Annotated in this window: 18 protein-coding genes and 1 pseudogene; 14 read left to right on the top strand and 5 right to left on the bottom strand. The window is 42.0% G+C overall.

Annotated elements, in window-relative coordinates; all coding sequences use genetic code 11:
* Positions 1-3: 3 nt before the first annotated feature.
* From DXC04_RS11965 to DXC04_RS11950, 4 genes are all read right to left on the bottom strand, one after another.
* Positions 4-1,011, bottom strand: a complete 1,008-nt coding sequence (locus DXC04_RS11965; protein ID WP_021859898.1) for a LacI family DNA-binding transcriptional regulator — start codon at positions 1,009-1,011, stop codon at positions 4-6.
* Between the two features lie 53 nt (positions 1,012-1,064).
* Positions 1,065-1,898: a carbohydrate ABC transporter permease gene (locus DXC04_RS11960; RefSeq protein WP_021859899.1), complete on the bottom strand. Its 834-nt coding sequence runs from the start codon at positions 1,896-1,898 to the stop codon at positions 1,065-1,067.
* Positions 1,898-2,740, bottom strand: coding sequence for a carbohydrate ABC transporter permease (locus DXC04_RS11955; RefSeq protein WP_021859900.1), 843 nt, complete (start codon positions 2,738-2,740; stop codon positions 1,898-1,900). The genes DXC04_RS11960 and DXC04_RS11955 overlap by 1 nt, the downstream gene beginning before the upstream one ends.
* Before the next feature lie 70 nt (positions 2,741-2,810).
* The gene (locus DXC04_RS11950; RefSeq protein ID WP_117538209.1) at positions 2,811-4,139 is read right to left on the bottom strand and encodes an ABC transporter substrate-binding protein; all 1,329 of its coding nucleotides are present in this window, start codon (positions 4,137-4,139) and stop codon (positions 2,811-2,813) included.
* Positions 4,140-4,594: 455 nt separating this feature from the next.
* Here DXC04_RS11950 and DXC04_RS11945 point away from each other — a divergent pair, with 455 nt between their 5' ends.
* The 9 genes from DXC04_RS11945 to DXC04_RS11905 all read left to right on the top strand — a co-directional run bounded on the left by DXC04_RS11945 (position 4,595) and on the right by DXC04_RS11905 (position 16,715).
* On the top strand, positions 4,595-5,773 hold the full coding sequence (locus tag DXC04_RS11945) for an ABC transporter ATP-binding protein (RefSeq protein WP_118661107.1): 1,179 nt from the start codon (positions 4,595-4,597) through the stop codon (positions 5,771-5,773).
* 276 nt (positions 5,774-6,049) lie between these two features.
* Entirely contained in the window at positions 6,050-7,942 is a 1,893-nt protein-coding gene (locus DXC04_RS11940; protein WP_118661106.1) for a BMP family ABC transporter substrate-binding protein, read from the top strand.
* A gap of 8 nt (positions 7,943-7,950) precedes the next feature.
* Positions 7,951-8,544, top strand: coding sequence for a metallophosphoesterase family protein (locus DXC04_RS11935; protein ID WP_118661105.1), 594 nt, complete (start codon positions 7,951-7,953; stop codon positions 8,542-8,544).
* Between the two features lie 167 nt (positions 8,545-8,711).
* Positions 8,712-11,327 (top strand): ATP-dependent chaperone ClpB, encoded by a 2,616-nt coding sequence (clpB, locus tag DXC04_RS11930; protein ID WP_021859643.1) that lies wholly within the window; start codon positions 8,712-8,714, stop codon positions 11,325-11,327.
* A gap of 11 nt (positions 11,328-11,338) precedes the next feature.
* Positions 11,339-12,568, top strand: coding sequence for a Y-family DNA polymerase (locus DXC04_RS11925; protein ID WP_118661104.1), 1,230 nt, complete (start codon positions 11,339-11,341; stop codon positions 12,566-12,568).
* Positions 12,568-13,545, top strand: a complete 978-nt coding sequence (locus tag DXC04_RS11920) for an N-acetylmuramoyl-L-alanine amidase family protein (RefSeq protein ID WP_199692547.1) — start codon at positions 12,568-12,570, stop codon at positions 13,543-13,545. Before DXC04_RS11925 ends, DXC04_RS11920 begins: the two co-directional genes overlap by 1 nt.
* 2 nt (positions 13,546-13,547) lie before the next feature.
* Positions 13,548-14,585 (top strand): zinc ribbon domain-containing protein, encoded by a 1,038-nt coding sequence (locus tag DXC04_RS11915; protein ID WP_158580499.1) that lies wholly within the window; start codon positions 13,548-13,550, stop codon positions 14,583-14,585.
* Between the two features lie 26 nt (positions 14,586-14,611).
* The gene (locus DXC04_RS11910; RefSeq protein WP_118661101.1) at positions 14,612-15,631 is read left to right on the top strand and encodes a vWA domain-containing protein; all 1,020 of its coding nucleotides are present in this window, start codon (positions 14,612-14,614) and stop codon (positions 15,629-15,631) included.
* 208 nt (positions 15,632-15,839) lie between these two features.
* Positions 15,840-16,715: a YitT family protein gene (locus tag DXC04_RS11905; RefSeq protein WP_021859647.1), complete on the top strand. Its 876-nt coding sequence runs from the start codon at positions 15,840-15,842 to the stop codon at positions 16,713-16,715.
* A 173-nt stretch (positions 16,716-16,888) separates the two neighbouring features.
* On the opposite strand, the pseudogene pepT reads toward DXC04_RS11905, so the two are convergent.
* A pseudogene (gene pepT / locus DXC04_RS11900) lies at positions 16,889-18,108 on the bottom strand (peptidase T).
* 168 nt (positions 18,109-18,276) lie between these two features.
* On the opposite strand from pepT, the gene DXC04_RS11895 reads away from it, so the two are divergent.
* The 5 genes from DXC04_RS11895 to DXC04_RS11875 are packed head-to-tail and all read left to right on the top strand — an operon-like array spanning position 18,277 to position 24,120.
* A complete protein-coding gene (locus DXC04_RS11895; protein ID WP_021859612.1) occupies positions 18,277-19,737 on the top strand; it encodes a UDP-N-acetylmuramoyl-L-alanyl-D-glutamate--2,6-diaminopimelate ligase in 1,461 nt (486 codons plus the stop codon).
* Between the two features lie 9 nt (positions 19,738-19,746).
* Positions 19,747-21,975 (top strand): replication restart helicase PriA, encoded by a 2,229-nt coding sequence (gene priA / locus DXC04_RS11890; protein ID WP_118661100.1) that lies wholly within the window; start codon positions 19,747-19,749, stop codon positions 21,973-21,975.
* 16 nt (positions 21,976-21,991) lie between these two features.
* Positions 21,992-22,468, top strand: coding sequence for a peptide deformylase (gene def, locus DXC04_RS11885; protein ID WP_021859614.1), 477 nt, complete (start codon positions 21,992-21,994; stop codon positions 22,466-22,468).
* A complete protein-coding gene (fmt, locus tag DXC04_RS11880) occupies positions 22,468-23,400 on the top strand; it encodes a methionyl-tRNA formyltransferase (RefSeq protein WP_021859615.1) in 933 nt (310 codons plus the stop codon). Before def ends, fmt begins: the two co-directional genes overlap by 1 nt.
* Positions 23,401-23,418: 18 nt before the next feature.
* The gene (locus DXC04_RS11875; protein WP_021859616.1) at positions 23,419-24,120 is read left to right on the top strand and encodes a zinc metallopeptidase; all 702 of its coding nucleotides are present in this window, start codon (positions 23,419-23,421) and stop codon (positions 24,118-24,120) included.
* Positions 24,121-24,129: the final 9 nt, after the last annotated feature.

Raw genomic sequence — 24,129 nt, 5'->3', positions numbered from 1 at the left:
GTTCTAATTTATTTTTTTTACACTTTCTGATTTGATCAGTTCATAAGGAATGACCTTGTGAACTGCTTTATAAGGATAATGGATCCGCTGTAACATCAAATCAACGCCTTGCTTGGCCATCTGAGCGGTATCCTGACGGACGGTTGTAAGTCTTGGGACAAAAAAACGGGAGAGGTCAATGCCATCATATCCCACAAGAGAAATATCCTCCGGAATTCTTTTGCCAAGATCGAAACTGGCCCGCATTGCACCAAATGCAATGATATCACCAAAAGCAAAGATTGCAGTCAATGACGAGTTTCGCTTTAATAGTCGGAGAGCAGCTTCATAACTTTCTTCGACAGAATAATGGCAAGGTTCATATTGCAGATCCTGCTGGAAATCAAGATGGTGCTTTTTGAATCCGGCAATACAGCCTGTCAGACGTTTATAGCTGACTTGTGTGTCGGAAAGATTACCACCAAGGATTCCAATATGTGTATGGCCCTGATCTACCAGATAGTCGATTACTGCCTCAGAAGCTGCAGCATCGTCTGTTGTCAGAGAGGATAAATTCGTAAATTTCAGATCCTTTCCGCTGTTTGTCAGCAGAACACATGGGACAGGGATGTATTTGAAATCTTTTTCAAAATATTCCAGATCTCCACCGAGAAAAAATATTCCTTTTGGATTTTTTTCCCGGCAAAGACTCATAGCATAACTGACTTCATTCGCATCTTCATCCAGATAGCTGACAACTGCCTCTTCATCATTTGCCAAAAGGCGTTGCTGGATCTGTTCAAGAATTGCGTTAAACAGAATATTCTGATTTCCTTTAATAATAATGGCGATAGAAGAAACAGCTCTCATTTTCAAGTGCTTTGCATTGGAATTGGGCTGGAAATTTGTCTCTTCGATAACCTCCATGATCCGTTGCCGTGCTTTGTCACTGACATCCGGATGATTATTTATAACCCGTGATACAGTACCGATACCATATCCGGATAACCTTGCAATGTCCTTAATCGTCATAATTAAAAATCCTTTCTGTTAACAGCAGTTAAAAAATATGTACGGAGTATATTTTATCCCTTTACAGCACCTGCCGCAACTCCTTTGATGATATATTTCTGACAGCTTAAGTAGAATACGATAACAGGGATGATCGCCATGATCAGGCAAGCCATAATTGCTCCCATATCTACACGTCCATAACTTCCTTTCATATACTGTACAACGATAGAAATTGTTTTAAATTTCTTGATATCCAGTACAAGGTAAGGAAGAAGGAAGTCATTCCAGATCCACATCGCTTCCAGAATACCGACAGAGATATAAGTTGGCTTCATAATAGGAAGTACGACTGAGAAAAATGTTTTGATCGGATTGCATCCATCGATCATGGCAGCTTCTTCAATTTCAATCGGAATTGATTTTACAAAACCGCAGAACATAAAGACTGCAAGTCCGGCACCAAAACCGAGATATACGATTACGATTCCCCAAGGTGTATTCAGGTGAAGAGAATCAGCTGTTCCGGAGAGGGTAAACATAACCATCTGGAATGGGATAACCATAGAAAATACACATAAAAGATAAATCAGTTTTGTCAGTTTATTCTTTACTCGTGTAATGTACCAGGCACACATAGAGCAACATACTAAAATTACAATTACAGAGAGGACGGTGATAAATAATGTCCAGCCAACTGCTTTTACAAATTCATATTTTGTAATACTTGTAACATAGTTTTCAAGACCTGCATAACTCTTTTCGTCCGGCATTGAAAATGGGGAAAGACTGATAAAAGCTTTTCTCTTAAATGAATTCATCAAAACAACAAAAATCGGTGCCACGAAAAGAATAGAGATTACAGTGAAAAAGAGAGTGGCGAAAATACCGCTTTTTTTATTTTTCATTATTGCTGAACCTCCTTATCTCTGGTTGCGCGAAGCTGAATCAAACCAATTGCTACTACAATTATGAAGAAGATCACGGCTTTTGCCTGACCGACTCCCTCAAATCCTACATGACCGTAGAACGTATCATAAATGTTCAATGCCATCATTTCTGTCTGATGCATTGGTTCACCGGATGTCAGTGAAAGGTTCTGGTCAAACAGTTTGAATGAGTTTGTGATCGTTAAGAATGTACAGATGGTGATGGAAGGCATCATCATCGGGATGGTGATCTTGAAAAGACGCTGTCTTGCGTTGGCACCGTCGATCATCGCTGCTTCATTCAAGGAACCTGGGATTGCCTGAAGACCTGCGATATAGACGATCATCATATAACCAATCTGCTGCCAGCAGATCAGAATGACCAGACCCCAGAAACCAAATTTTGCATTCAGTTTCAGTGCAAGATCAAACTTTCCAAGAATACCGTCAAAAATCAGCTGCCATACGTAACCAAGTACGATACCACCGATCAGGTTCGGCATAAAAAATACGGTACGGAAAATATTCGTTCCTTTGATCTTCTGGGTAAGTGCAAGTGCAACCGCAAATGCCAGCACGTTGATCAATACTAAAGTAACAATTGCAAAAACAGTTGTGAAAGAGAAGGCATGTGTAAATGTCTTATCAGAAATAGCTTTTGCATAATTTTCAAGTCCTACAAAAGAGGCATCTTTGATGGTCGTGAAATCACAAAAGGAAAGATAGATACCTTCCAGAAATGGAACGACAAATCCGATCATGAAAGCTGCCATGGTAGGAAGTATAAAAACTGGCCAATAACGTTTAATAGATTTTTCCATATTATCCCTCTTTGTATGAAAACAGGGGAGCAGTGTGCTCCCCTGCAATAATAAGTTGTTTTGTTATAAATTACTTGCTTGCTTTTGCTTCTTTTGCCCATCCATCTACGAATGCAGATTTAACTTTTGCCCAGTTCGCATCTGTCTGTTTTGATGCGTAAGTTGTAAGTGCAGAACCAAGATCGTTCTTCCACTGTTCAGAAGGCATTGTAGAGAAGTTCCAAGAAACAGGAGTCTTTCCTTCTTTTACATAATCATTAGCAACGTTAACAAGTGGATTCTCTGATTTAAGGTTCCCTTTGAATGGAATTACAAATCCCATACCGTCAGCACCAGAAGGCATAGCGTTTGCAGCTCCGCACATTGCCTTTGTACCTGTCTTAGAAGTTACACACCAGTTCATGAAATCAAGAGTAGCCTGAATGTCATCTTTAGAAGCATTCTTGTTTACACACCAGTAGTTTTCTGTACCTGTACACAGTCCCTGATTTTCTTCGCCTTTTACACCAACATAGATTGGCAGCATTCCGAGATTCTCATCTCCAACATCAGCGATATCTGCGTATGCCCATGTACCATTCTGATAGAAGACTGCCTGCTCTGTTACGAATTCAGAAGTTGCATCATCAGCTGTTTTTGTACTTAACTGTTTCGGGCTGCATGTTGCGTTGTTGATATACAGATTCCAGATGTTGCGGTAGTTATCAAGGTAAGTTCCTTTGATCTTATCTGTGTTGTCAATTTTGTCTTTCTGGTATTCATAATAAATAGGAAGGTTTGCAAGATGTGTCTTAAATCTCCAGTCAGAAGAACCATCCATACCAGCAGATGTAAATGCGGAGAATCCTAATTTATCTTTTCTGCTTGTAATATCTTCAACAACTTTTTTCAGATCATCAAATCCTTTGATATCATCCTGTGAATATCCGGCTTTTTTTAGTAATTTCTTGTTATAGATGATTCCGTAAGATTCAATTGCATATCCGATACCATATACTGCATCGTTTTCTTTTAATGCGAAATCATCAGAAGTAAGCTGCTTGTAAACATCAGAACCGGAAAGGTCATAACAATATTTTTTCCATGAAGCAAGACCAACCGGTCCGTTTACCTGAAATAATGTAGGGGCTTTTGATTTACCCATCTCACTCTTCAATGTAGTTTCATACTGGTTGGAAGCTGCGGTAACAACTTCTACTTTTACTCCAGTCTCATCTGTGTACTCTTTGGCAAGCTCCTGCCACTGATCATCTGCTTCTGGTTTGAAGTTCAGATAGTATACAGATCCTTTCGCATCAGTTTTTGATTCTTTCTTGCTGTCAGAACTGCCACATCCAGTTACCATAGATGCTGTCATTATAACTGCAAGTCCGGCTGCCATCAAACGTTTCTTGTTCATAATATGGTCCTCCTTAAATAAAATAATAATTTGTAAAATGGGTGTTTTTGTGAAAAGCCCAATAGTTCGGAACTGTTTCCGAAAACGTTTCCATTTGTTGGCTTCATCATAGCATTATGGATAAGAAAAAACAATAAAAAACGGTTAAAAATGAAAAATTTGTTGAAAAATACTTAAGACTAGGTTTCAAAATTGTGCAAAATCAATAAGAATGGTCAAATTTTTGAAAATAGATTGCGAAAATAAAAGTTCTGGTTTATACTTCGAAAAAATAAATATTTAAATCCGCCCGGATGCAACACTCCACTCATTGTTGCATTTTCAGGGAAAGAAAAGGAGGAAATCCGTCAGGCTTGCGGTGCGACAGTGTGGAGACCTGTCGTAATGTGGCGCGGAAGAAATCGCCGGTCACGAGATGATACATTGCGGAGGCAGTATCATTAAAGTCTTAATTTATGTCAGAGGTAATTTTAAAGCACATTAAAAAAGTTTACCCGAACACAGAGAAAAAAAGAAAGAAAGGTTCATCTGAAAAGAAGAGTAATCTTTTAGTAACTGATGAAGGCGTAGTAGCTGTTCAGGATTTTAATCTGGATATTAAGGACAAAGAGTTCATCGTTCTTGTTGGCCCTTCCGGATGTGGTAAATCAACAACACTGCGTATGGTGGCAGGACTGGAAGAAATCTCAGATGGAGAACTCTTAATTGATGGCAAGAAAATGAATGATGTGGAACCAAGAGACAGAGATATCGCAATGGTATTTCAAAGTTATGCACTTTATCCACATATGACAGTTCGTGAGAATCTGGAATTTCCATTAAAGCTTAGAAAGATGCCGAAGAATGAAATTAACCAGAAAGTGGATCAGGCAGCCGAAATTCTTGGAATCACACCGTATTTGGATCGTAAACCGAAAGCTTTATCCGGTGGACAGCGCCAGCGTGTTGCAATCGGACGTGCCATCGTGCGTGAACCGAAAGTTCTTTTAATGGATGAGCCATTATCCAACCTGGATGCAAAATTACGTAATCAGATGCGTGCAGAGCTTATCAAATTACGTCAGGGAATCGATACTACATTTATGTATGTAACACACGATCAGACAGAGGCTATGACACTTGGAGATCGTATTGTTATCATGAAAGATGGTGTCGTTCAACAGATCGGAACACCGCAGGAAGTATTTGATCATCCGGTGAACATTTTTGTAGCAGGATTTATCGGCATGCCACAGATGAATTTCTTTGACGCGAAACTGATTGAGAATGCTGGAAAATACCAGGTAGAAGTAGATGGAATCAGAGTGGAGCTGTCAGAAGAAAAAGAAAATAATTTGGCAGCAAAAGGTGTAAAATCGCAGAAGGTTACACTTGGTATTCGTCCGGAGCACATTTCATTGTCAGAGCCTGGAGCACAGGCAGTTACCGGTAAGATTGATGTAGCCGAGATGATGGGAAGTGCGATTCATCTGCATGTTACAGCAGCTGGAAAAGATACAATCATTATCGTGCAGACAATGGATCTCAATGGAAGAACACTTTCTGATCTTGCAATCGGAGAGGAAGTATCTTTTAAATTCCGTGGAAGTGAAGTACATGTATTTGACGAGGATGGAATCAATCTGGAAGCATAGCATTTTATCTCAGTCGAGAAGACTCCCACTTTTTTCAGGTGGTGAGTAACAGCAAATTTGTCTCAGTGGGAGTCCAATCTTCGACTGAAATAAACGCTCCGCGAGGATGCGCAGTGATTCTGTAAAGAATATGTCAGCTTATGCTGACCAGAATCACGCGCTAAGTCTCGTGGTTGCTCGACTTGAAAAAAGGGGCGGGAATACCTGCCCCTTTTTTTATGAAAATCCACAAAAATTAAAGTAGCGTGCTATATAAAAACAGGAGGGCTGAGAAAAATGCCGTTGGATGATTATAAACAGGCAAGAAAACTCGCACAGCGTCAGTCCAGACGGGCGAGCGCAAAGGGAGAATCACCATATCCGATCGTACTGGATGAAATTCTAGAAGGGGAGGAAACTGCAGGAAATCAATATCTTGGAATGATGGAAATTCCATTATCTTTGGTTGTAGGAACAAAAGAAGCCGCAAGGAGCAATGCGTTCAGTCCGGATTTTCTTCCCCTATTAGATGAGACATCGGAATTTGCAGCAAAGTGGACCAATCTTTTCCAGTCTCAGATGGAAGAAGGATTGAGAGATCCGGTGACCGTATATGAATACAGAAACAGATTCTACGTACAGGAAGGTAATAAAAGAGTCAGCATTATGAAATATTTGAAAATGCCGACTATATTGGCAAATGTTACAAGAATTCTTCCGGTACAAGATAATAAAAAAGAGAATGTAGTATATTATGAATTCGTAGAGTTTTATAAAAGAACCGGTCTGAATATGATCATATTTCCGGAACCGGGAGATTATGAAAGTCTGCTGCAGGCAATGGGAAAAGACTGGAACAGCAAGTGGAAAGAGAAAGAAATCCGAAGACTGTCAAGTGTATATATCCATTTTCAAATCATGTATGAATCTATGGCCGGAGATTTTGTGCCGGAACATATAGGGACTGCTTTTTTGCGGTGCCTTGATATTTTTCCATATGAAGAATTGAAAGAAAAAACGTCTGTGGAAATCCGTGAAAAACTGGAAACAATCCGTGAAGAAATTGAACCGGAAGCGCTGAAAACAGAGGTGGAACGCGTGATGGAGCCGGAGGCGGAAAAGATCCCGATTTTGACAAGGTTTCTGACACCGGCGAAAAGAGTGATGAAAGTTGCTTTTATTTATGAAGGAAGTGCAAATTCCAGTGAATGGAACTATGCGCATGAACTAGGGAGACAACAGCTGGAGGATTCATTTCGTGGAAGAGTAATTACCAGTGTATATGAGAATATCCAGTCGCAGACAGCAAGAAGTGAAGTGCTTGAGGCGGCGATCGAGGATGGAAATACGGTGATTTTTACTACAGCCGCAACGTTGATGCAGGCATCGGTGCAGGTCGCTTTGCAACATCCGGACATTTATATTTTTAATTGTTCTTTGAATTTCCCATACAAATCTGTAAGAACATATCTGACAAGAAATTATGAAATTAAATTTTTACTGGGACTTATAGCGGGAGCAGCGGCAGATAGAGACAGCGTGATCGGCTATGAAGAGGATTATCCGATGTATGGAACTATTGCGAATGTCAATGCATTTTCAATCGGTGTTCAGATGATGCAGCCGGGAGCCCAGGTAAAACTAATCTGGACAGGAGTAAAAAATTCCAGATCTGAAGAAGAAAAGAAGGATTTGAAGATTATTTCAGCAAAAGAAATGATTAGTAAAAAAGGAACAGAAAGTCCATACGGATTATATTTTCAAGATAAAGGAGAAATCACAAGAATCGCGACCAGTATTGTAAACTGGGGGAATTTTTATGAACGGATCATGCAGTATATTCTGGAGGGATCATGGAAACCGCTTGCATATGGTGATAAAAAGACATTGAACTACTGGTGGGGATTGTCTGCAGGAGTGATAGAATTAATCTGTTCTGAAAGAGTTCCGGGCGGAGTAAAACGTATGGCAGAGAGCTTTGCCCAGTTTATTGCAGACGGAAGCTTTCATCCATTTGAAGGAGAATTATGTGATCAAAATGGGGAAATTCATGGAACTGCCGGAGAAATATTAGATGTTGAAGAATTGGTTACGATGGATTGGCTCTATGAGAACGTAATAGGAAGCATACCGGAACGGTCAGAATTAGAGGAAGGAGTAGGAGAACTTCTGAAATTGCAGGGGTTGTAGAAAAACGTATGAAAATACTCGTAATAGCAGATGAAGAATCCAGAAGTCTCTGGGATTATTATACGCCGGATAAATTAAAGGATATTGATCTTATACTGTCCTGCGGGGACTTGAAACCAGAATATCTTAGCTTTTTAGTGACAATGGCCCATTGCCCATTATTATATATTCATGGAAATCATGATGGGATATATGAAAGAAAAGAACCAGAAGGCTGTATTTGTATTGAAAACCAGATTTATGAATATAAAGGGATAAGGATTCTGGGACTTGGCGGATCTTGTTGGTACAATGGCGGATCCCATCAATACACACAGAAAGAAATGAAGCGCAAAGTGCAGAAAATGTGGTTGAAAATGAGACAGAAAAAAGGATTTGATATTCTGTTGACTCACGCACCGACGAAAGGGATCAATGATGAAGAATCAGCCGCACATCAGGGATTTGAAGTATTTAAGGAGCTTTTGGAAAAATATTCGCCGAAATACCATCTTCACGGACATGTGCATCTAAATTATGGAAGAAAACCAAGAGTTACGAAATATAAGAATACGGTTATTATTAACGGATATGAGTCCTATATATTTACTTACGAAGAATAATTTGGCTGAAAAAAAGTAATATCTGGCAGATTTTCTGTTGAATGATCAGTGGTAAGTGAGAGTGAAAATGAAAATATTCAAAATTAGCACTCGCCTCTTGACAGTGCTAATAAAGTGTTGTATTGTTATATTGCAAGTAGAACAAGAGCAAGAAGGAGGTTGTCTTTATGAATATAAATAAATTTACACAGAAATCATTGCAGGCTGTGCAAGACTGTGAACGCATTGCATCTGACTATGGCAACCAGGAGATTGCACAGGAGCATTTGCTTTATGCATTATTAACACAGGATGACAGCCTGATCGCGAAATTGATGGAAAAGATGGGGCTCGATAAGAACCTTATTATTAATCGCGTGGAAGAGGCGATTACAAAACGCCCGAAAGTACAGGGTGGAAGACAGTATGTAGGACAGGATCTGAATAATGTTCTGATCCACGCAGAGGATGAGGCAAAACCGATGGGAGACGAATATGTTTCTGTTGAGCATCTCTTCCTCGCTATTATAAAATATGCAAGTAAAGATATGAAGGCACTGCTTCGTGAGATGGGTATCAGCCGGGAAGGATTCCTGCAAGCATTATCTACTGTGAGAGGCAATCAGAGGGTAACAAGTGATAACCCGGAAGATACTTATGATACGTTGAATAAATATGGTTCTGATCTGGTAGAACGGGCAAGAGAGCAGAAACTGGATCCGGTGATCGGACGTGACTCTGAGATCCGTAATGTAGTCCGTATCCTTTCACGTAAGACGAAGAACAATCCGGTTCTAATCGGTGAACCAGGTGTTGGTAAGACAGCAGTTGTGGAAGGACTTGCACAGAGAATTGTCCGTGGTGATGTACCGGAAGGACTGAAAGACAAGACAATTTTCTCACTAGATATGGGAGCACTTGTAGCAGGTGCTAAATATCGTGGAGAATTTGAGGAACGTCTGAAAGCAGTTCTGGAAGAAGTAAAAAACAGCGATGGACGAATTATCCTGTTTATTGATGAGTTGCATACGATTGTCGGTGCCGGTAAGACGGACGGTGCAATGGATGCAGGAAATATGTTAAAACCAATGCTTGCCAGAGGTGAACTGCATTGTATCGGTGCAACAACACTGGATGAGTATCGTCAGTATATTGAAAAAGATGCGGCACTGGAACGTCGTTTCCAGCCGGTTATGGTAGAAGAGCCGACAGTGGAAGATGCAATTTCCATTCTGCGTGGACTGAAAGAACGATATGAAGTATTCCATGGAGTGAAGATCACAGATGGAGCACTTGTTGCAGCAGCAACACTCTCAGATCGTTATATTTCCGACCGTTTTCTGCCGGACAAAGCGATCGACCTTGTAGATGAAGCATGTGCCATGATCAAGACAGAACTAGATTCCATGCCTGCAGAACTGGACGAATTACAGCGTAAGATCATGCAGCTTGAGATAGAAGAAGCAGCTCTTAAGAAGGAAGACGATCGGTTGAGCCAGGACAGACTTGTACATCTGCAGGAAGAACTGGCAGAGCGCAGAGAAGAATTTGCAAGTCGTAAAGCACAGTGGGACAATGAGAAAGTCGGCGTTGAACGTGTGCAGAAGATCCGTGAGGAGATTGAGCAGATCAACAAAGAGATTGAGAAAGCACAGCATTCTTATGACTTGGAGAAGGCTGCAGAACTGCAGTATGGTAAGCTGCCACAACTGAAGAAACAGTTGGAAGATGAAGAAGCTAAAGTAAAAGATGAAGACCGCGATCTGGTACATGAAAGTGTTACCGATGATGAGATTGCGAAGATCGTATCCCGGTGGACAGGTATTCCGGTTGCCAAATTAAATGAGAGCGAGAGAAGCAAGACACTGCATCTGGCAGATGAGCTGCATAAACGTGTCATTGGTCAGGATGAAGGTGTGGAACTTGTAACCGAAGCAATCATCCGATCCAAAGCCGGAATTAAAGATCCAACCAGACCGATTGGTTCGTTTCTGTTCCTTGGACCTACCGGAGTCGGTAAGACAGAACTTGCAAAGACACTTGCAGAGAGCCTGTTTGATGATGAGAATAACATGGTGCGTATCGACATGAGTGAGTATATGGAGAAATATTCCGTATCCAGACTGATCGGAGCGCCTCCGGGATATGTCGGATATGATGAAGGTGGCCAGCTTACCGAAGCTGTCAGAAGAAAACCTTACTCAGTTGTACTGTTTGATGAGATTGAAAAAGCACACCCGGATGTATTTAATGTATTATTGCAGGTGTTGGATGATGGACGTATTACGGATTCCCAGGGACGTACTGTAGATTTTAAGAATACAATCCTGATCATGACATCCAATATTGGTTCCCAGTATCTGCTGGATGGAATTAATGAAGATGGAACGATCAAACCAGAAGCACAGGAAATGGTTATGAATGACCTGCGTGCACATTTCAGACCGGAATTTTTGAACCGTCTGGACGAGACGATTTTATTCAAACCATTGAACAAAGATAACATTTATCATATAATTGACTTACTTGTAAAAGATGTAAACAGACGTCTGGCAGACAAAGAGATTTCCCTTTCCCTGACAGAAGCTGCAAAGAATTATGTAGTGGAAGGTGGTTACGATCCGACTTACGGAGCACGTCCGCTGAAAAGATATTTGCAGAAGCATGTTGAGACACTGGCAGCAAAACTGATGCTGGAAGGTGAGATCCGGGCAGGTGAGACTATTGTGATTGATGTTGAGAATGAAAAACTTGCTGCGCATATTCAGGAATATATGCAGGTGGTACCAGAGTCTGACTTATAAGGAGCGATAAGATGCCATGGATAATCTTCCATATAGATGTGAACTCTGCGTATTTAAGCTGGAGTGCAGTGGAACAATTGAAGAATGGAGCGGAGACGGATCTGCGTAAGATACCGGCTATCATCGGAGGCGACAGAGCTTCCAGACATGGAGTCGTGCTTGCCAAATCCATTTCCGCTAAGAAGTATGGCATCCGCACAGGGGAACCCGTTGTGGATGCCATTCGTAAGTGTCCGAATCTTGTGATCGCACCGCCGGATCACAGACTTTATTCGGATTACAGCAGAAAATTGATGACATTTCTGCGCGGTTATACGGATCAGATCGAACAGGTCAGCGTAGATGAGTGTTATATGGATTTTACAGAGATCGCGCCGCGTTTTTCATCACCGATGGAAGGCGCTTTAGAGATTAAAAATGAAGTCCGCAGACAGTTTGGATTTACTGTGAATGTTGGAATATCGGAAAATAAACTGCTGGCAAAGATGGCATCGGATTTTGAAAAACCGGATAAAGTACATACGCTATTTCCGGATGAGATTAAGGAGAAAATGTGGCCACTTCCAATTGGAGAACTTTTTATGGCGGGCAGGTCGAGTGTGGAATATTTACAGAAGCTGGAGATCCGCACGATCGGAGATCTGGCACAGATGAATCCGGAACTATTGGAGATACATCTGAAAAGCCACGGGCGCAAACTATGGGAATTTGCCAATGGTATGGACAATTCGCCGGTAGAACCGGTACGTCAGGAGGCAAAAGGAATCGGCAACTCTATTACACTGCCGCAGGATGCAAAGACAGAAGAAGAGGCGTGTGAAGTGCTGGGAAAACTGGCAGGAAGCGTAGGAAGGAGACTCAGGAAAGCTGGGCAGAAAGCCGGAATGATCAGTGTGGAGATTAAGTATTATAATTTTGAAAATAGTTCCCACCAGACACAGCTGGAGAGAGCAACCAATGAGGATGCCAGAATTTACGAGACAGCAGCAGAATTATTCCGGGAAATGTGGAAAAAACAACCCATTCGTCTGCTGGGAATCCGAAGTTCCAAGTTGACGGATGCGTTTGCACCAGAACAGCTTACCATATTTGAAGTACAGCCGGAGATGGAGAAAAGGAAGAAAGCCAGTGAAAAGAAAGCAAAGCTGGAGCAGGCTTTAAAGGAAATACGTGGAAGATATGGAGAAGAAGCCGTGATCCGCGGCAGTAATATGGAAGAAAAGCGGGAAAAAGAAAAATGATGAGAAAAAAGATTTTTGCAGCAGTGGGAATGTTATTGCTTGTGATCGGACTATGTGGAGTTAAAAGCTATATGAGACAGATGAAAATAAGAGAGAATGAAGAAGCACAGAAAATAGAAAAGCAAAAAGAAGCGGCACAGGAAAGAAAAGAAGCAATGGAGCAACGAAAAAAGCAGGAAGAAGAAAAAAAACAGAAAGCAAAAGAACAGCAGAAAATAATAAAAAGACAGAAAAAGATACAGATCTGTATTGATCCGGGGCATTATTCAAAAAAGAATGAAGTCTATGAAAACGGAAAAGTTGTTTACTGTGAAGGCAATTTTACATTGCAGGTGGCAAAAGAACTGAAAAAGATACTGGAAGAACGATATGGGGTGATTGTACATTTGACACGTACCAGCGGCAATATCTGTATCAACGGATACGAGAATCTGGCACTGGATTCCGGAAAAATCAGCCTGCGCGGTGAGGCGGCAAAAGGCATGGATCTCTTTATTTCACTCCATACGAATGCTAATCTGGAACATGCCAACGGTGTGGATACGAACAGACAGCCAATTGGCATTACAAAGCCAATTGTGATTGTTAATACTGTTGCAATGGAAAGTAAACAGGCACTTAGTGTGGCAAATGCAATCGGAACCAGTCTGGCAGTTTCCAATGCAAAATTAGGAATCAGCACACAGGAAAAGTTTCACACAGTAAGTGGAAAAGATGATATACTGAACTGGACAGATGCTTATAATGACAGTGTGGATAAAGAAGGAACGGTCTGTGCCCGTCGTGGAAATAATGGTGATTATTACGGCGTATTAAGGGGCGCATCGAATGTTGCGGTACCGGGAATGATCGTGGAGCATGGTTTCCATACTGTACCAAAGATGCGTAAGCTGGCAGCAGATGGAACGCTGGCAAAGGAATGGGCAGAAGCAGATGCGAAAGGAATCGCAGAAGGAATGAGATTGGAGGAGGAATAACAATGTTTTGTGCAAATTGTGGCTCTGAGCTGGAAAAGGGTGCCAGATTCTGTCCGGAATGTGGTGCACCGGTAGAACCGGTACAGCCGGAGAAAACCGTACAGAATCCGGGAAATACACAGGCATCCGGACAGATACCACCAGCAGGTGGAAGAACAACATCCGGACAGACACCGGCATCACCGAAGAAGAATCAGACAGTTATTATTGCAGCGGTTATCGCAGCAGTTGTATTTATTATCGGTGGCGGCTTATTATATGGGACGGTTGGTCTTGCATGGCAGAAGAACAGTGCAGTGTCAAAGATTGAGAAAGCCGGTCTTGAAGATTATCAGTCGGAAGAAGCAAGGCTGGCAGCAGAATGGGAGAATCTTGGTGTACTGGATTTTGGCGGTAAAAGAGCTGTTGTTAAAGAACTGAAAGAACTTAAAAAAGGTGTGGATGCATTTCAGGACTGTGCGTCAGAACTGTCAGAGATGGAGAAAGAGAAGAAACAGTATGATCTGGATTCTGAAAGTTACAGCACATATGAAAGTGCATTAAAAGAATGTCGCAGTGCAATTAAGAAAAAAGAAGGCAAAAAGACACAGACAACTTATAAGAATGCTGTGAAAGCATTGGAAGCATTAAAAAGCGCAGATGACCAATATATTTCTGATCAGGTATCTATGTATGAAAATGTAGATCTTTCCGAGGCATCGTCCAAAGAAGTAAGCAGTTATAAGACGATTTTAAAAGAGATTCAGAGCCTGACAAAAGAAAAGACGAGAAATTACAAATCTATCCAGAAAACATTTGCAAAGATGGATCAGGCAATCTATCTGTATATCGATCCGAAGAATCCGCTGGATGTTACAGTTCAGCAGGTGGATGCGTCTGCATTTCCGAAGATCCGTCTGTATCTGAGTGTGAAAGATGGCAATACCGGAGAAGTACCGAAGAAGCTCAGTAATTCGCTTTTCTATATTAAGAAAAAAGATGCAAATGCAAAATATGTGAAGCAGATAATTACTTCTGCCGGACAGTTACCGGACAGTTAAATGAAAAAGAAGCGCTGAAGGTAGATATGGTTGCAGATGTCAGCGGAAGTATGGATGGTGGACCGCTGGATGAAGCAAAACAGATCATGTCAGATTTTGTAAACAGTGTGCAGTTTGACGCCGGAGACAAAGTGGAACTTACATCATTCTCTACAGGAGTCCGCCTGGAACGGAAATTTACCGATGATGCCAGCGATCTTGTGAACTGTATTAACCAGTTGCAGACAGAAGAAGAGACCAGCCTGTACGATGCTTTATATACTTCCGTAGAACGTGTTGCGGCACAGAATGGAGCCAGATGCGTGATCGCATTTACTGACGGACAGGATAATCACAGTAATTGCAGCCCGGATACCGTGATCCGGACAGCAAACCGTTATCATGTACCGATTTTTATTATCGGAATCGGAGGTTATGATTACAATGATGCAAGATATATTGCGGAACAGACTGGTGGAGCTTATTATAGTGTTACAGATGTAAATGGCATGAAGAGTATTTACGATCAAGTTTATGAAATGGAAAAACAGCTTTACATGGTTGAGTTTGAAGACAAATCTGACATGAAGCTGGAAAGTAAAGCAGATATCGAAGCAGGATATAAGAGTGTGGAATATGGCGGCTCCTGCAAATACAGCTATACACCGAATGTATTGTTAAGCGCCAAGAGTGCAGATATTTATAAGGATGGACCGGAGGCGGTTGTGGAAGGTTATCTGAAGAATTTTGCAGAAGCAATGAATACAAATGATTTTTCAGAGATTTCCGGATATCTGAAGAATGGAAGCCCGATTTATAAAGAACAGGAGAAATATGTTCAGCGTAAAATTTCTGAACAATTGGATTCTTATGAACTGACAGATGTAAAATACAGCGGTAAGAATAAGTGCAAGATTTCTACAAGAGAGACTTATTATGTGCAGGTGGCAGGTAAACCGCTGCAGCTTATGACACAGGAGTGTACCTATGTGCTTGAGAAAAATGGAAATGACTGGGAGATGACATCTTTCGCAGATATTAAAGTTACAGACCGGATCAATCAGTAAATGCCTGTCTGGCACGAAGATTGCAGAGGATGGAAGAGGAAACTCTGAAATGAAAATATTCAAAACAGGGTGTTGACAAAGTTAAAATCCAGGGATATAATGTGAAACATAAGAGCAGTTGCGAATTATATTTTTATAGTTTGCAGCTGTTTTTTTGTCGTTTTGACGTATGGAAGAAAGATATAAATTCAGATGGGAGGTTATCAAAATGAAAAAAATGAACTGGAAAGAATTGATGATTGATGTTTTGGTGGATATTGTAGCGGGTATGATCATTGCAATCGGTATTTACAATTTTGCTTTAAATGCGAATTTTCCGGTAGCAGGATTTTCTGGTATCGCGATTATCTTATATCACCTGTTTGGTATCCCGGTTGGAGCCGGTACAATTTTGTTAAATATCCCGGTTTCAATTTTATGTTATAAATTCCTTGGAAAGAAGTTTTTCTTTGTTTCAGTAAAAACAACGATCATTTCATCTCTTTTAATGGACTATGTAGCACCGCTGCTTCCGGTATATAACGGCAGCAGACTGTTGGCAGCATTATGTATGGGTGTGCTTTGTGGAATCGGTTATGCGATGATTTTCATGCGCGGTTCTTCCACAGGCGGACAGGATTTCATCAGCGTTTCTATTAAACAGGTAAAACCGCACATGACACTGGGCGTGATCACATTTGTACTTGATATTACAACAATCATCCTCGGAACAGTTATCGTATTCAAAGACGTAGACGGACTGATCTATGGTGTGATCGTTACTTATCTGATGGCAACTGTAATGGACCGCATTATGTATGGTATTGATGAAGGAAAGATGACACTGATTGTAACAGAACGTGGAGAAGAGCTTGCAAAAGAGATTGATGCATATTCAGGAAGAGGTTCCACAATCTTAAAAGGTATGGGAAGTTATTCCAAAGCAAATAAAGATGTTGTTATGTGTGCATGCAACAACAAGCAGATGTATTCAATTAAGAAACTTGTACATGAGTTAGATCCGAAAGCATTTACCATTATTATGGAATCCAATGAAGTCGTAGGAGAAGGCTTCAAGGAAGAATTGCCGGATATTGATCTGTAGAATATTATATAAATTAAAAAAAGAACTGTCGTAACAGATGGTTCTTTTTGTTTATACGAAGTCGAGCAGAAGTTAATCTGCTCGATTTATGGCGACAAAGCAATTACAATGAATTAAGAGAAAAGGACCATCGCACGTTAGTGCAATAGCCCTTAATATAAATACAGATAGATTTATTTCGCGTATAATTTTACAACTTCAACAGCTACGTCAACTGTCTGATCCATACCCTCGACTGTGATGTGCTCGTACGGTCCATGGTATGCATGTCCACCGGTACCAAGGTTCGGGCAAGGAAGTCCTTTGAAGCTTAACTGGCATCCGTCTGTACCACCACGAATTGGCATTACAAGCGGTGTCACATCTGCATTCTCACATGCCTGTTTTGCATTGTCGATCAGGTGCATGCATGTCTCAATAATCTCAGCCATGTTGCGGTACTGCTCTGTGATCGTGAGAGTAACAGTGCCTTCGCCCCATTTTTCATTCAGATTTTTTTCAATCAGGCGGAGTGTTTTCTTCTTAGCTTCAAAAAGTAATTTGTCATGATCTCTGACAATATAATGAAGCTCTGCTTCTCCAACTTCACCTTTCATACTTACGAGGTGATAGAAGCCTTCGTAGTCTTCAGTTCCTCTTGGTGTCTCCATAGAAGGAAGTGCATTGTTAATCTCCATAGCTACAAGACTCGCATTGATCATTGTATCTTTGGAAGATCCCGGATGTACGTTGAATCCTTTGATTACGAAATCAGCTTTGCATGCGTTAAAGTTTTCATACTGGATTTCACCTTCTGTGTCTCCGTCCAGTGTGTAACCGTAGTCTGCATCAAAACGTTCTACATCGAAATGAGAAGCGCCGGTTCCAATCTCTTCATCCGGAGTAAATGCAACACGGATCGGCCCGTGAGGAATATTTTCTTCATTCAGATATTCGATCATTGTAAGAATCTCGGCGATTCCGGCTTTATCGTCGGCACCGAGAACGGTTGTACCATCTGTTGTAATCAGTGTACGTCCTTTCTCAGGCTTGTAAGATGTGGAAAGTTCTGCACACTTAAGACAAGACCGCTATCCCCAAGTTTAAGATCCTGTCCGTCATAGTTCTCTGTGATAACTGGTGTGATATCGTGGTCACAGAAATCAGATACGGTATCCATATGAGCGATGAAACCGATCTTCGGTTTGTCTTCATATCCAGCTGTTGCCGGAAGTTTTCCATACAGATAACATTGGTCGTCCAGATAAACATCTACAAGACCAAGTTCTTTCATCTCTGTCTCCAGAATTCTTGCAAGGTCAAACTGACATGTGGAAGACGGAACAGTGTCACTGTTCTCATCACTAGGTGTACGGACAACAACGTACTTTAATAATCTTTCATAAGCTTTCATAAGTTGATTCCCCTTTTCTTGTATATTGTTTCTGCAAAAGATTATAACACATTTGCAGGAAGATGGACAGGAAAATTATCCCGGAGCAGTTCTTGTACTGTAGTGGAAAATGTTTTATAATAAAGATTACGAAAAAAAATGAATGAAATGATGCAGGAGGCACGACGCATGAAATTAACCAGTTTATTGGAACGTTTGGAATATGAAGTCCGTCAGGGAAGTGATGAGATCGAAGTGACAGAACTTGTCAACGATTCGCGCAAAGTGACGGAAGGCAGTGTATTTGTATGTATTAGCGGAGCTGTATCGGATGGACATACTTATGTAGAAGAAGTCGCCGGTAAAGGCGCAAAAGCAGTGATCGTAGAAAAGCCGGTAGAAGCACCGGAAGGAGTGACTGTTATCCATGTAGATGATACCAGATATGCGCTGGCACTGATGTCAGCGGCTTATTTTGGATATCCGGCAGAAAAACTGCATGTGATCGGAATTACCGGTACAAAAGGAAAGACAACGACAACATATATGGTGAAGTCTATTCTTGAAGCAGCCGGACATAATGTCGGACTGATCGGAACGATTGAGGCAGTTATTGGAGACAAGACAATTCCGGCGAATAATACAACACCGGAGTCCTTTACAATCCACAAATATTTTGCAGAGATGGTAGAGGCAGGTTGTGACAGTGTTGTAATGGAAGTTTCTTCACAGGGATTGATGCTTCACCGTACCGCAGGAATCCAGTTTGAGATTGGTATATTCACTAACCTTGGAGAAGACCACATCGGACCGAATGAGCACAAAGATTTTGAAGATTACAAACGCTGCAAAGGTATTTTATTTACCCAGTGTAATCTTGGAATTGCAAATGTAGATGACAAGTGGTACAAGGATGTATTTAAAAATGCAACATGCCGCGTGGAGACGTTCGGATTTTCAGAGGAAGCAGATTTAAGAGCAGTAGATGTGAAACACGTTTCAAGACCAGGATACCTTGGCATGCATTATCATGTAACCGGACTTCTGGACATGGATGTGGAAGTAGACATTCCGGGAGAATTCAGCGTATACAATTCTCTTACGGCAATTGCAGTATGCAGACATTTCAGAGTACCGGAGGAAGATATTAAGAAGGCATTAAAGGCTGCAAAAGTCAAAGGACGTGTAGAAATGATCAAAGTTGCGGATGATTTTACGCTGATGATCGACTATGCGCACAATGCAATGAGTCTGGAAAGTTTGTTAAATACGATGCGCGATTACAATCCGGGACGTCTTGTAACCGTATTTGGCTGCGGTGGAAACCGTTCCAAGACAAGACGCTACGAGATGGGAGAAGTTTCCGGTAAATTATCTGATTTCACAATCATTACATCGGATAATCCACGTTTTGAAGAGCCACAGGATATTATCGATGACATTATTACAGGTATGAAGAAAACAGACGGCAAATATATAGCAATCTGTGACAGAAAAGAAGCAATCCGTTATGCAATCGAACATGGTCAGCCGGGAGATGTCATCATCATTGCCGGAAAGGGACATGAGACGTATCAGGAGATCAAAGGCGTAAAATATGATATGGATGATCGTGTGCTGATCCGTGAAGTATTAGAAGAACAAAAATAAAGGAGCAAGATGTACGCTGATATTATCATAGACATCACGCATGAAAAATTAGATAAAGTATTTCAATATAGCATCCCTTCCCGGTTAGAAGGGATGCTTGAGGTTGGAACAGAAGTTGTTGTTCCGTTTGGAAGAGGCAACAAAGAAACACACGGCTATGTTATCGCGTTTTCGGAAAAGACAGATTATGATCCGGCAAAGATCAAGGAGATTACAGGAAAAGCGAAAGAAAGTATGGCAATTGAGGGGAAACTGGTTGCATTGGCGGCATGGATGAAGGAGCACTACGGCGGAACGATGATCCAGGCGCTGAAGACGGTTCTTCCTGTAAAAAAGAAAGAGAAGATCCGGCAGAAGCGCACGGTGCACCTGCTTTTAGACGAAGAAGCCGGAAAGCGTCAGCTGGATATTTATCTGCATAAGAACCAGAAAGCAAGAGCCAGACTGCTGGCAGGACTTCTGGATCAGCCGGTACAGGAATACGAACTGCTGACGAAGAAACTGAATGTGACAGGTACCGTGATCCGCACGCTGGAAGAACAGAAGATTCTTACTGTTGAATATGAAGATATGCTGCGTAATCCGGTCGATTATCAGAAAAAGACTGGAAAGCAGATCGTTTACACCGAAGAGCAGGAGAGAGCGATCCGTACTTTCGTGCAGGATTATCAGGCAGGAAAACGAAAGACATATCTCCTTTATGGAATTACCGGAAGTGGTAAGACAGAAGTCTATATGGAAATGATCGAACAGGTCGTAAAAATGGGAAAACAGGCGATTGTGCTGATTCCGGAGATTGCACTTACTTATCAGACGGTAATGCGATTTTATGGAAGATTTGGCGACAGGGTATCTATTCTCAATTCCAGATTGTCACCGGGAGAACGTTTTGATCAGTTAGAGAGGATCAGACGTGGAGAAGTCGATGTGATGATCGGACCAAGGTCGGCACTGTTTACACCATTTTCTGATCTGGGACTGATCGTGATTGATGAAGAACAGGAATCGGCTTACAAAAGTGAGCAGGTGCCAAGGTACCATGCCAGAGAGACAGCAGTTGCAAGAGCGACGATGGAAGGAGCGAGTGTCGTGCTCGGTTCAGCAACTCCTTCCGTGGATGCTTATTTTAAGGCGAAGCAGGGAGAATACACATTGCTGGAACTTACCAGAAGAGCGAAGGGACAAAATCTGGCAAGCGTATATACCGTGGATATGCGGGAAGAATTAAAAAAAGGAAACCGTTCCATTATCAGCGACCGTTTAAAAGAACTGATCGAAGACCGTTTACAGAAGCATCAGCAGATCATGTTGTTTTTGAACCGGCGCGGTTATGCGGGATTCGTTTCTTGCAGGTCCTGCGGATATGTAGTAAAATGTCCTCATTGCGATGTGTCGCTGTCGGCACACCGCGGAGGAAAACTGGTCTGTCATTACTGTGGCTATGAGACGAAACAGATGAACCGGTGTCCCGAATGTGGTTCCGGTTATATCGGAGGCTTCAAAGCAGGTACACAGCAGATCGAGGAACTGATAAAAAGGATGTTTCCGCAGGCTGGCGTGCTTCGGATGGATCTGGACACAACAAAATCAAAGGACGGACATGAGAAGATCCTGGCTGCATTTGCAAACCATGAAGCAGATATTCTGATCGGTACACAGATGATCGTCAAAGGACATGATTTCCCGGAGGTGACACTGGTAGGTGTGCTGGCAGCGGATCTGTCACTGTATTCAAATGACTATCAGTCGGCAGAACGTACGTTCCAGCTGTTGACGCAGGCAGCCGGCAGAGCAGGCAGGGGATCCGCCGGAGGCGAAGTTGTCATACAGACGTATAGCCCGGAGCATTACAGTATCCAGAGAGCGGCAGCTCAGGATTATGATGGCTTTTATGAAGAAGAGATCAACTACAGGAGTCTGATGGGGTATCCACCGGTGCATCAGCTTCTTGCAGTCTGGATGAGTGGAAGTGAAGAAGAGCATCTGAAGAAAGCGGCAGGATATTTAAAAGAATTTACAGAGCGGCTCAACCGGCAGAAGAAACTGGCGATCATCGGACCGACTGCTCCGTTTATTGAAAAAGTAAATGACAGATACCGGCAGCTTATCTATATTAAAAGTGAAGAATACAAATTCCTGATCGAAGCAAAAGATCTTATGGAACAGTATATAGAGATGAATTCAGGCTTTCGAAGCCTTCGGATTCAATTTGATTTTAACCCAATGAGTACAATGTAAACAGGAGAGAAGAGAGATGGCAATTAGAAAAATCCGTGAGTTAGGCGATGAGGTCCTGACAAAACCATGTAAAGAAGTAACGAAGATGACACTTCGTACAAAGATTCTGATCAACGATATGTTAGATACGATGTATGAGGCAATGGGAGTTGGTCTTGCAGCACCGCAGGTCGGTATTTTAAAGAGAATTGTAACAATTGATATCGGTGAAGGACCGATCGTCCTTATTAATCCGGAGATTCTGGAGACTTCCGGTGAGCAGACCGGAGAAGAAGGATGCTTAAGTGTTCCGGGAAAAGCAGGACTTGTGACAAGACCGAATTATGTCAAAGTAAAAGCACTGAACGAAGACATGGAAGAGATCGTACTGGAAGGAGAAGAACTTCTTGCCAGAGCTTTCTGCCATGAGATCGATCATCTGGATGGTAAGATGTATGTTGACCTTGTGGAAGGCGGACTTCACGATGTGGAGCCATATGAGGAGGAAGTTTAATGAAAGTCATTTTTATGGGGACTCCGGATTTTTCCGTAGGAACATTAGAGGCACTCATTGAAGCGGGACACGAAGTGGCACTTGTCGTAACGCAGCCGGATAAACCAAAGGGACGCGGCGGCAAGATGCAGTATACACCGGTGAAAGAAGTGGCAGTTGCCCACAATATTCCGGTCTATCAGCCGAAGAGAATCCGCGAGCCGGAATGTATAGAAGAATTAAGAAAATACAATGCAGATATTATGGTGGTTATTGCATTTGGTCAGATTTTACCAAAAGAGATACTGGAAATGACACCGTACGGATGCGTGAATGTGCATGCTTCGCTGCTCCCGAGTTATCGCGGCGCTGCACCGATCCAGTGGGCAGTGATCAATGGAGAAAAAGTATCCGGTGTAACGACCATGCAGATGAATGAAGGGCTGGATACCGGAGATATGTTATTGAAAGTAGAGATTCCGCTGGATGAGAAAGAGACGGGCGGAAGTCTGCATGATAAACTGGCAGAAGCCGGAGCACGGTTATGCGTAGAGACATTAGATGCATTAAAAGCCGGAACGGTAACGCCTGAAAAACAGGGTGATAGCCCGACCGCTTATGCGAAAATGCTCGATAAGCACATGGGGAAGATTGACTGGAAGATGTCTGCAAAAGAAATTGAGAGACTGATCCGTGGACTGAATCCATGGCCGAGTGCGTATACGAGATGGAATGAGAATGATAAAGGAATGAAGATCTGGGAAGCAGAAGTAGCAGAAGGGCAGACAGATAAGGCTGCCGGTACAGTAGTAGAAGTCGCAAAAGACGGATTCTTTGTACAGACAGGAGACGGACTTCTGAAGATCACTGCACTGCAGATCCCAGGGAAAAAGAGAATGGATGCAGCAGCATTTCTGAGGGGATATCAGATGGAAACAGGAACGGTTCTTTAATTTTAAGGAGGAATTACTATGTATTATCCAATGTTTTATGATCCAACATATATCCTTGTAATGATCGGAGTTGTTATTTGTCTTCTTGCTTCGGCAAAGATGAATTCGACTTTTTCAAAATATTCCCGCGTGCGCAGTCACTCGGGAATGACAGGAAAAGAAGCGGCAGAAGCGCTTCTTCACAGAGAAGGTATTTATGATGTAAGAGTGGAATATGTCGCAGGTAATCTGACGGATCATTATGATCCGAGATCAAAAGTACTTCGTTTATCCGATGCAACTTACCAGCAGACATCGGTTGCAGCAATCGGAGTTGCAGCTCATGAATGTGGTCATGCGATCCAGCATGCAAGAGGATATGCACCGCTGTCTATCCGTAGTGCGCTTGTACCGGTTGCTAATTTTGGAAGTTCGATCGCCTGGCCGCTTATCATCATCGGACTGATCATGAACAGCCAGACATCCCAGCTGTTTCTGAATCTTGGTGTGATTGCATTTTCAATGGCAGTATTGTTTCAGATTGTAACACTGCCGGTAGAGCTTAATGCGTCAAGAAGAGCACTTAAGATTCTTGGCAATACCGGAATGTTATATCCGGATGAAGTAAGAGAAACAAGAAAAGTATTGACGGCAGCAGCCCTGACTTATATCGCAGGAGCAGCTTCCGCAATTTTACAGTTATTAAGACTGATCATGATCTCCAATTCTAGAAGAGACTGATCGGTATAG

The organism is Dorea sp. OM07-5 (assembly GCF_003481355.1).
GTDB lineage: Bacteria > Bacillota > Clostridia > Lachnospirales > Lachnospiraceae > Dorea_D > Dorea_D hominis.
This window is presented reverse-complemented; position numbering and strand designations above follow the sequence as displayed.

Excerpts from the sequence above, each read along its gene's own strand:
- DXC04_RS11935 (WP_118661105.1), top strand. The coding sequence starts at position 7,951 with ATGAAAATACTCGTAATAGCAGATGAAGAATCCAGAAGTCTCTGGGAT.
- DXC04_RS11905 (WP_021859647.1), top strand. The coding sequence starts at position 15,840 with ATGAAAAAAATGAACTGGAAAGAATTGATGATTGATGTTTTGGTGGAT.
- DXC04_RS11960 (WP_021859899.1), bottom strand. The coding sequence starts at position 1,898 with ATGAAAAATAAAAAAAGCGGTATTTTCGCCACTCTCTTTTTCACTGTA.
- DXC04_RS11920 (WP_199692547.1), top strand. The coding sequence starts at position 12,568 with ATGAGAAAAAAGATTTTTGCAGCAGTGGGAATGTTATTGCTTGTGATC.
- DXC04_RS11875 (WP_021859616.1), top strand. The coding sequence starts at position 23,419 with ATGTATTATCCAATGTTTTATGATCCAACATATATCCTTGTAATGATC.
- clpB (WP_021859643.1), top strand. The coding sequence starts at position 8,712 with ATGAATATAAATAAATTTACACAGAAATCATTGCAGGCTGTGCAAGAC.
- DXC04_RS11945 (WP_118661107.1), top strand. The coding sequence starts at position 4,595 with ATGTCAGAGGTAATTTTAAAGCACATTAAAAAAGTTTACCCGAACACA.
- DXC04_RS11950 (WP_117538209.1), bottom strand. The coding sequence starts at position 4,139 with ATGAACAAGAAACGTTTGATGGCAGCCGGACTTGCAGTTATAATGACA.
- DXC04_RS11955 (WP_021859900.1), bottom strand. The coding sequence starts at position 2,740 with ATGGAAAAATCTATTAAACGTTATTGGCCAGTTTTTATACTTCCTACC.
- DXC04_RS11910 (WP_118661101.1), top strand. The coding sequence starts at position 14,612 with ATGGTTGCAGATGTCAGCGGAAGTATGGATGGTGGACCGCTGGATGAA.
- priA (WP_118661100.1), top strand. The coding sequence starts at position 19,747 with ATGTACGCTGATATTATCATAGACATCACGCATGAAAAATTAGATAAA.
- def (WP_021859614.1), top strand. The coding sequence starts at position 21,992 with ATGGCAATTAGAAAAATCCGTGAGTTAGGCGATGAGGTCCTGACAAAA.
- DXC04_RS11925 (WP_118661104.1), top strand. The coding sequence starts at position 11,339 with ATGCCATGGATAATCTTCCATATAGATGTGAACTCTGCGTATTTAAGC.
- DXC04_RS11895 (WP_021859612.1), top strand. The coding sequence starts at position 18,277 with ATGAAATTAACCAGTTTATTGGAACGTTTGGAATATGAAGTCCGTCAG.
- DXC04_RS11940 (WP_118661106.1), top strand. The coding sequence starts at position 6,050 with ATGCCGTTGGATGATTATAAACAGGCAAGAAAACTCGCACAGCGTCAG.
- fmt (WP_021859615.1), top strand. The coding sequence starts at position 22,468 with ATGAAAGTCATTTTTATGGGGACTCCGGATTTTTCCGTAGGAACATTA.
- DXC04_RS11965 (WP_021859898.1), bottom strand. The coding sequence starts at position 1,011 with ATGACGATTAAGGACATTGCAAGGTTATCCGGATATGGTATCGGTACT.
- DXC04_RS11915 (WP_158580499.1), top strand. The coding sequence starts at position 13,548 with ATGTTTTGTGCAAATTGTGGCTCTGAGCTGGAAAAGGGTGCCAGATTC.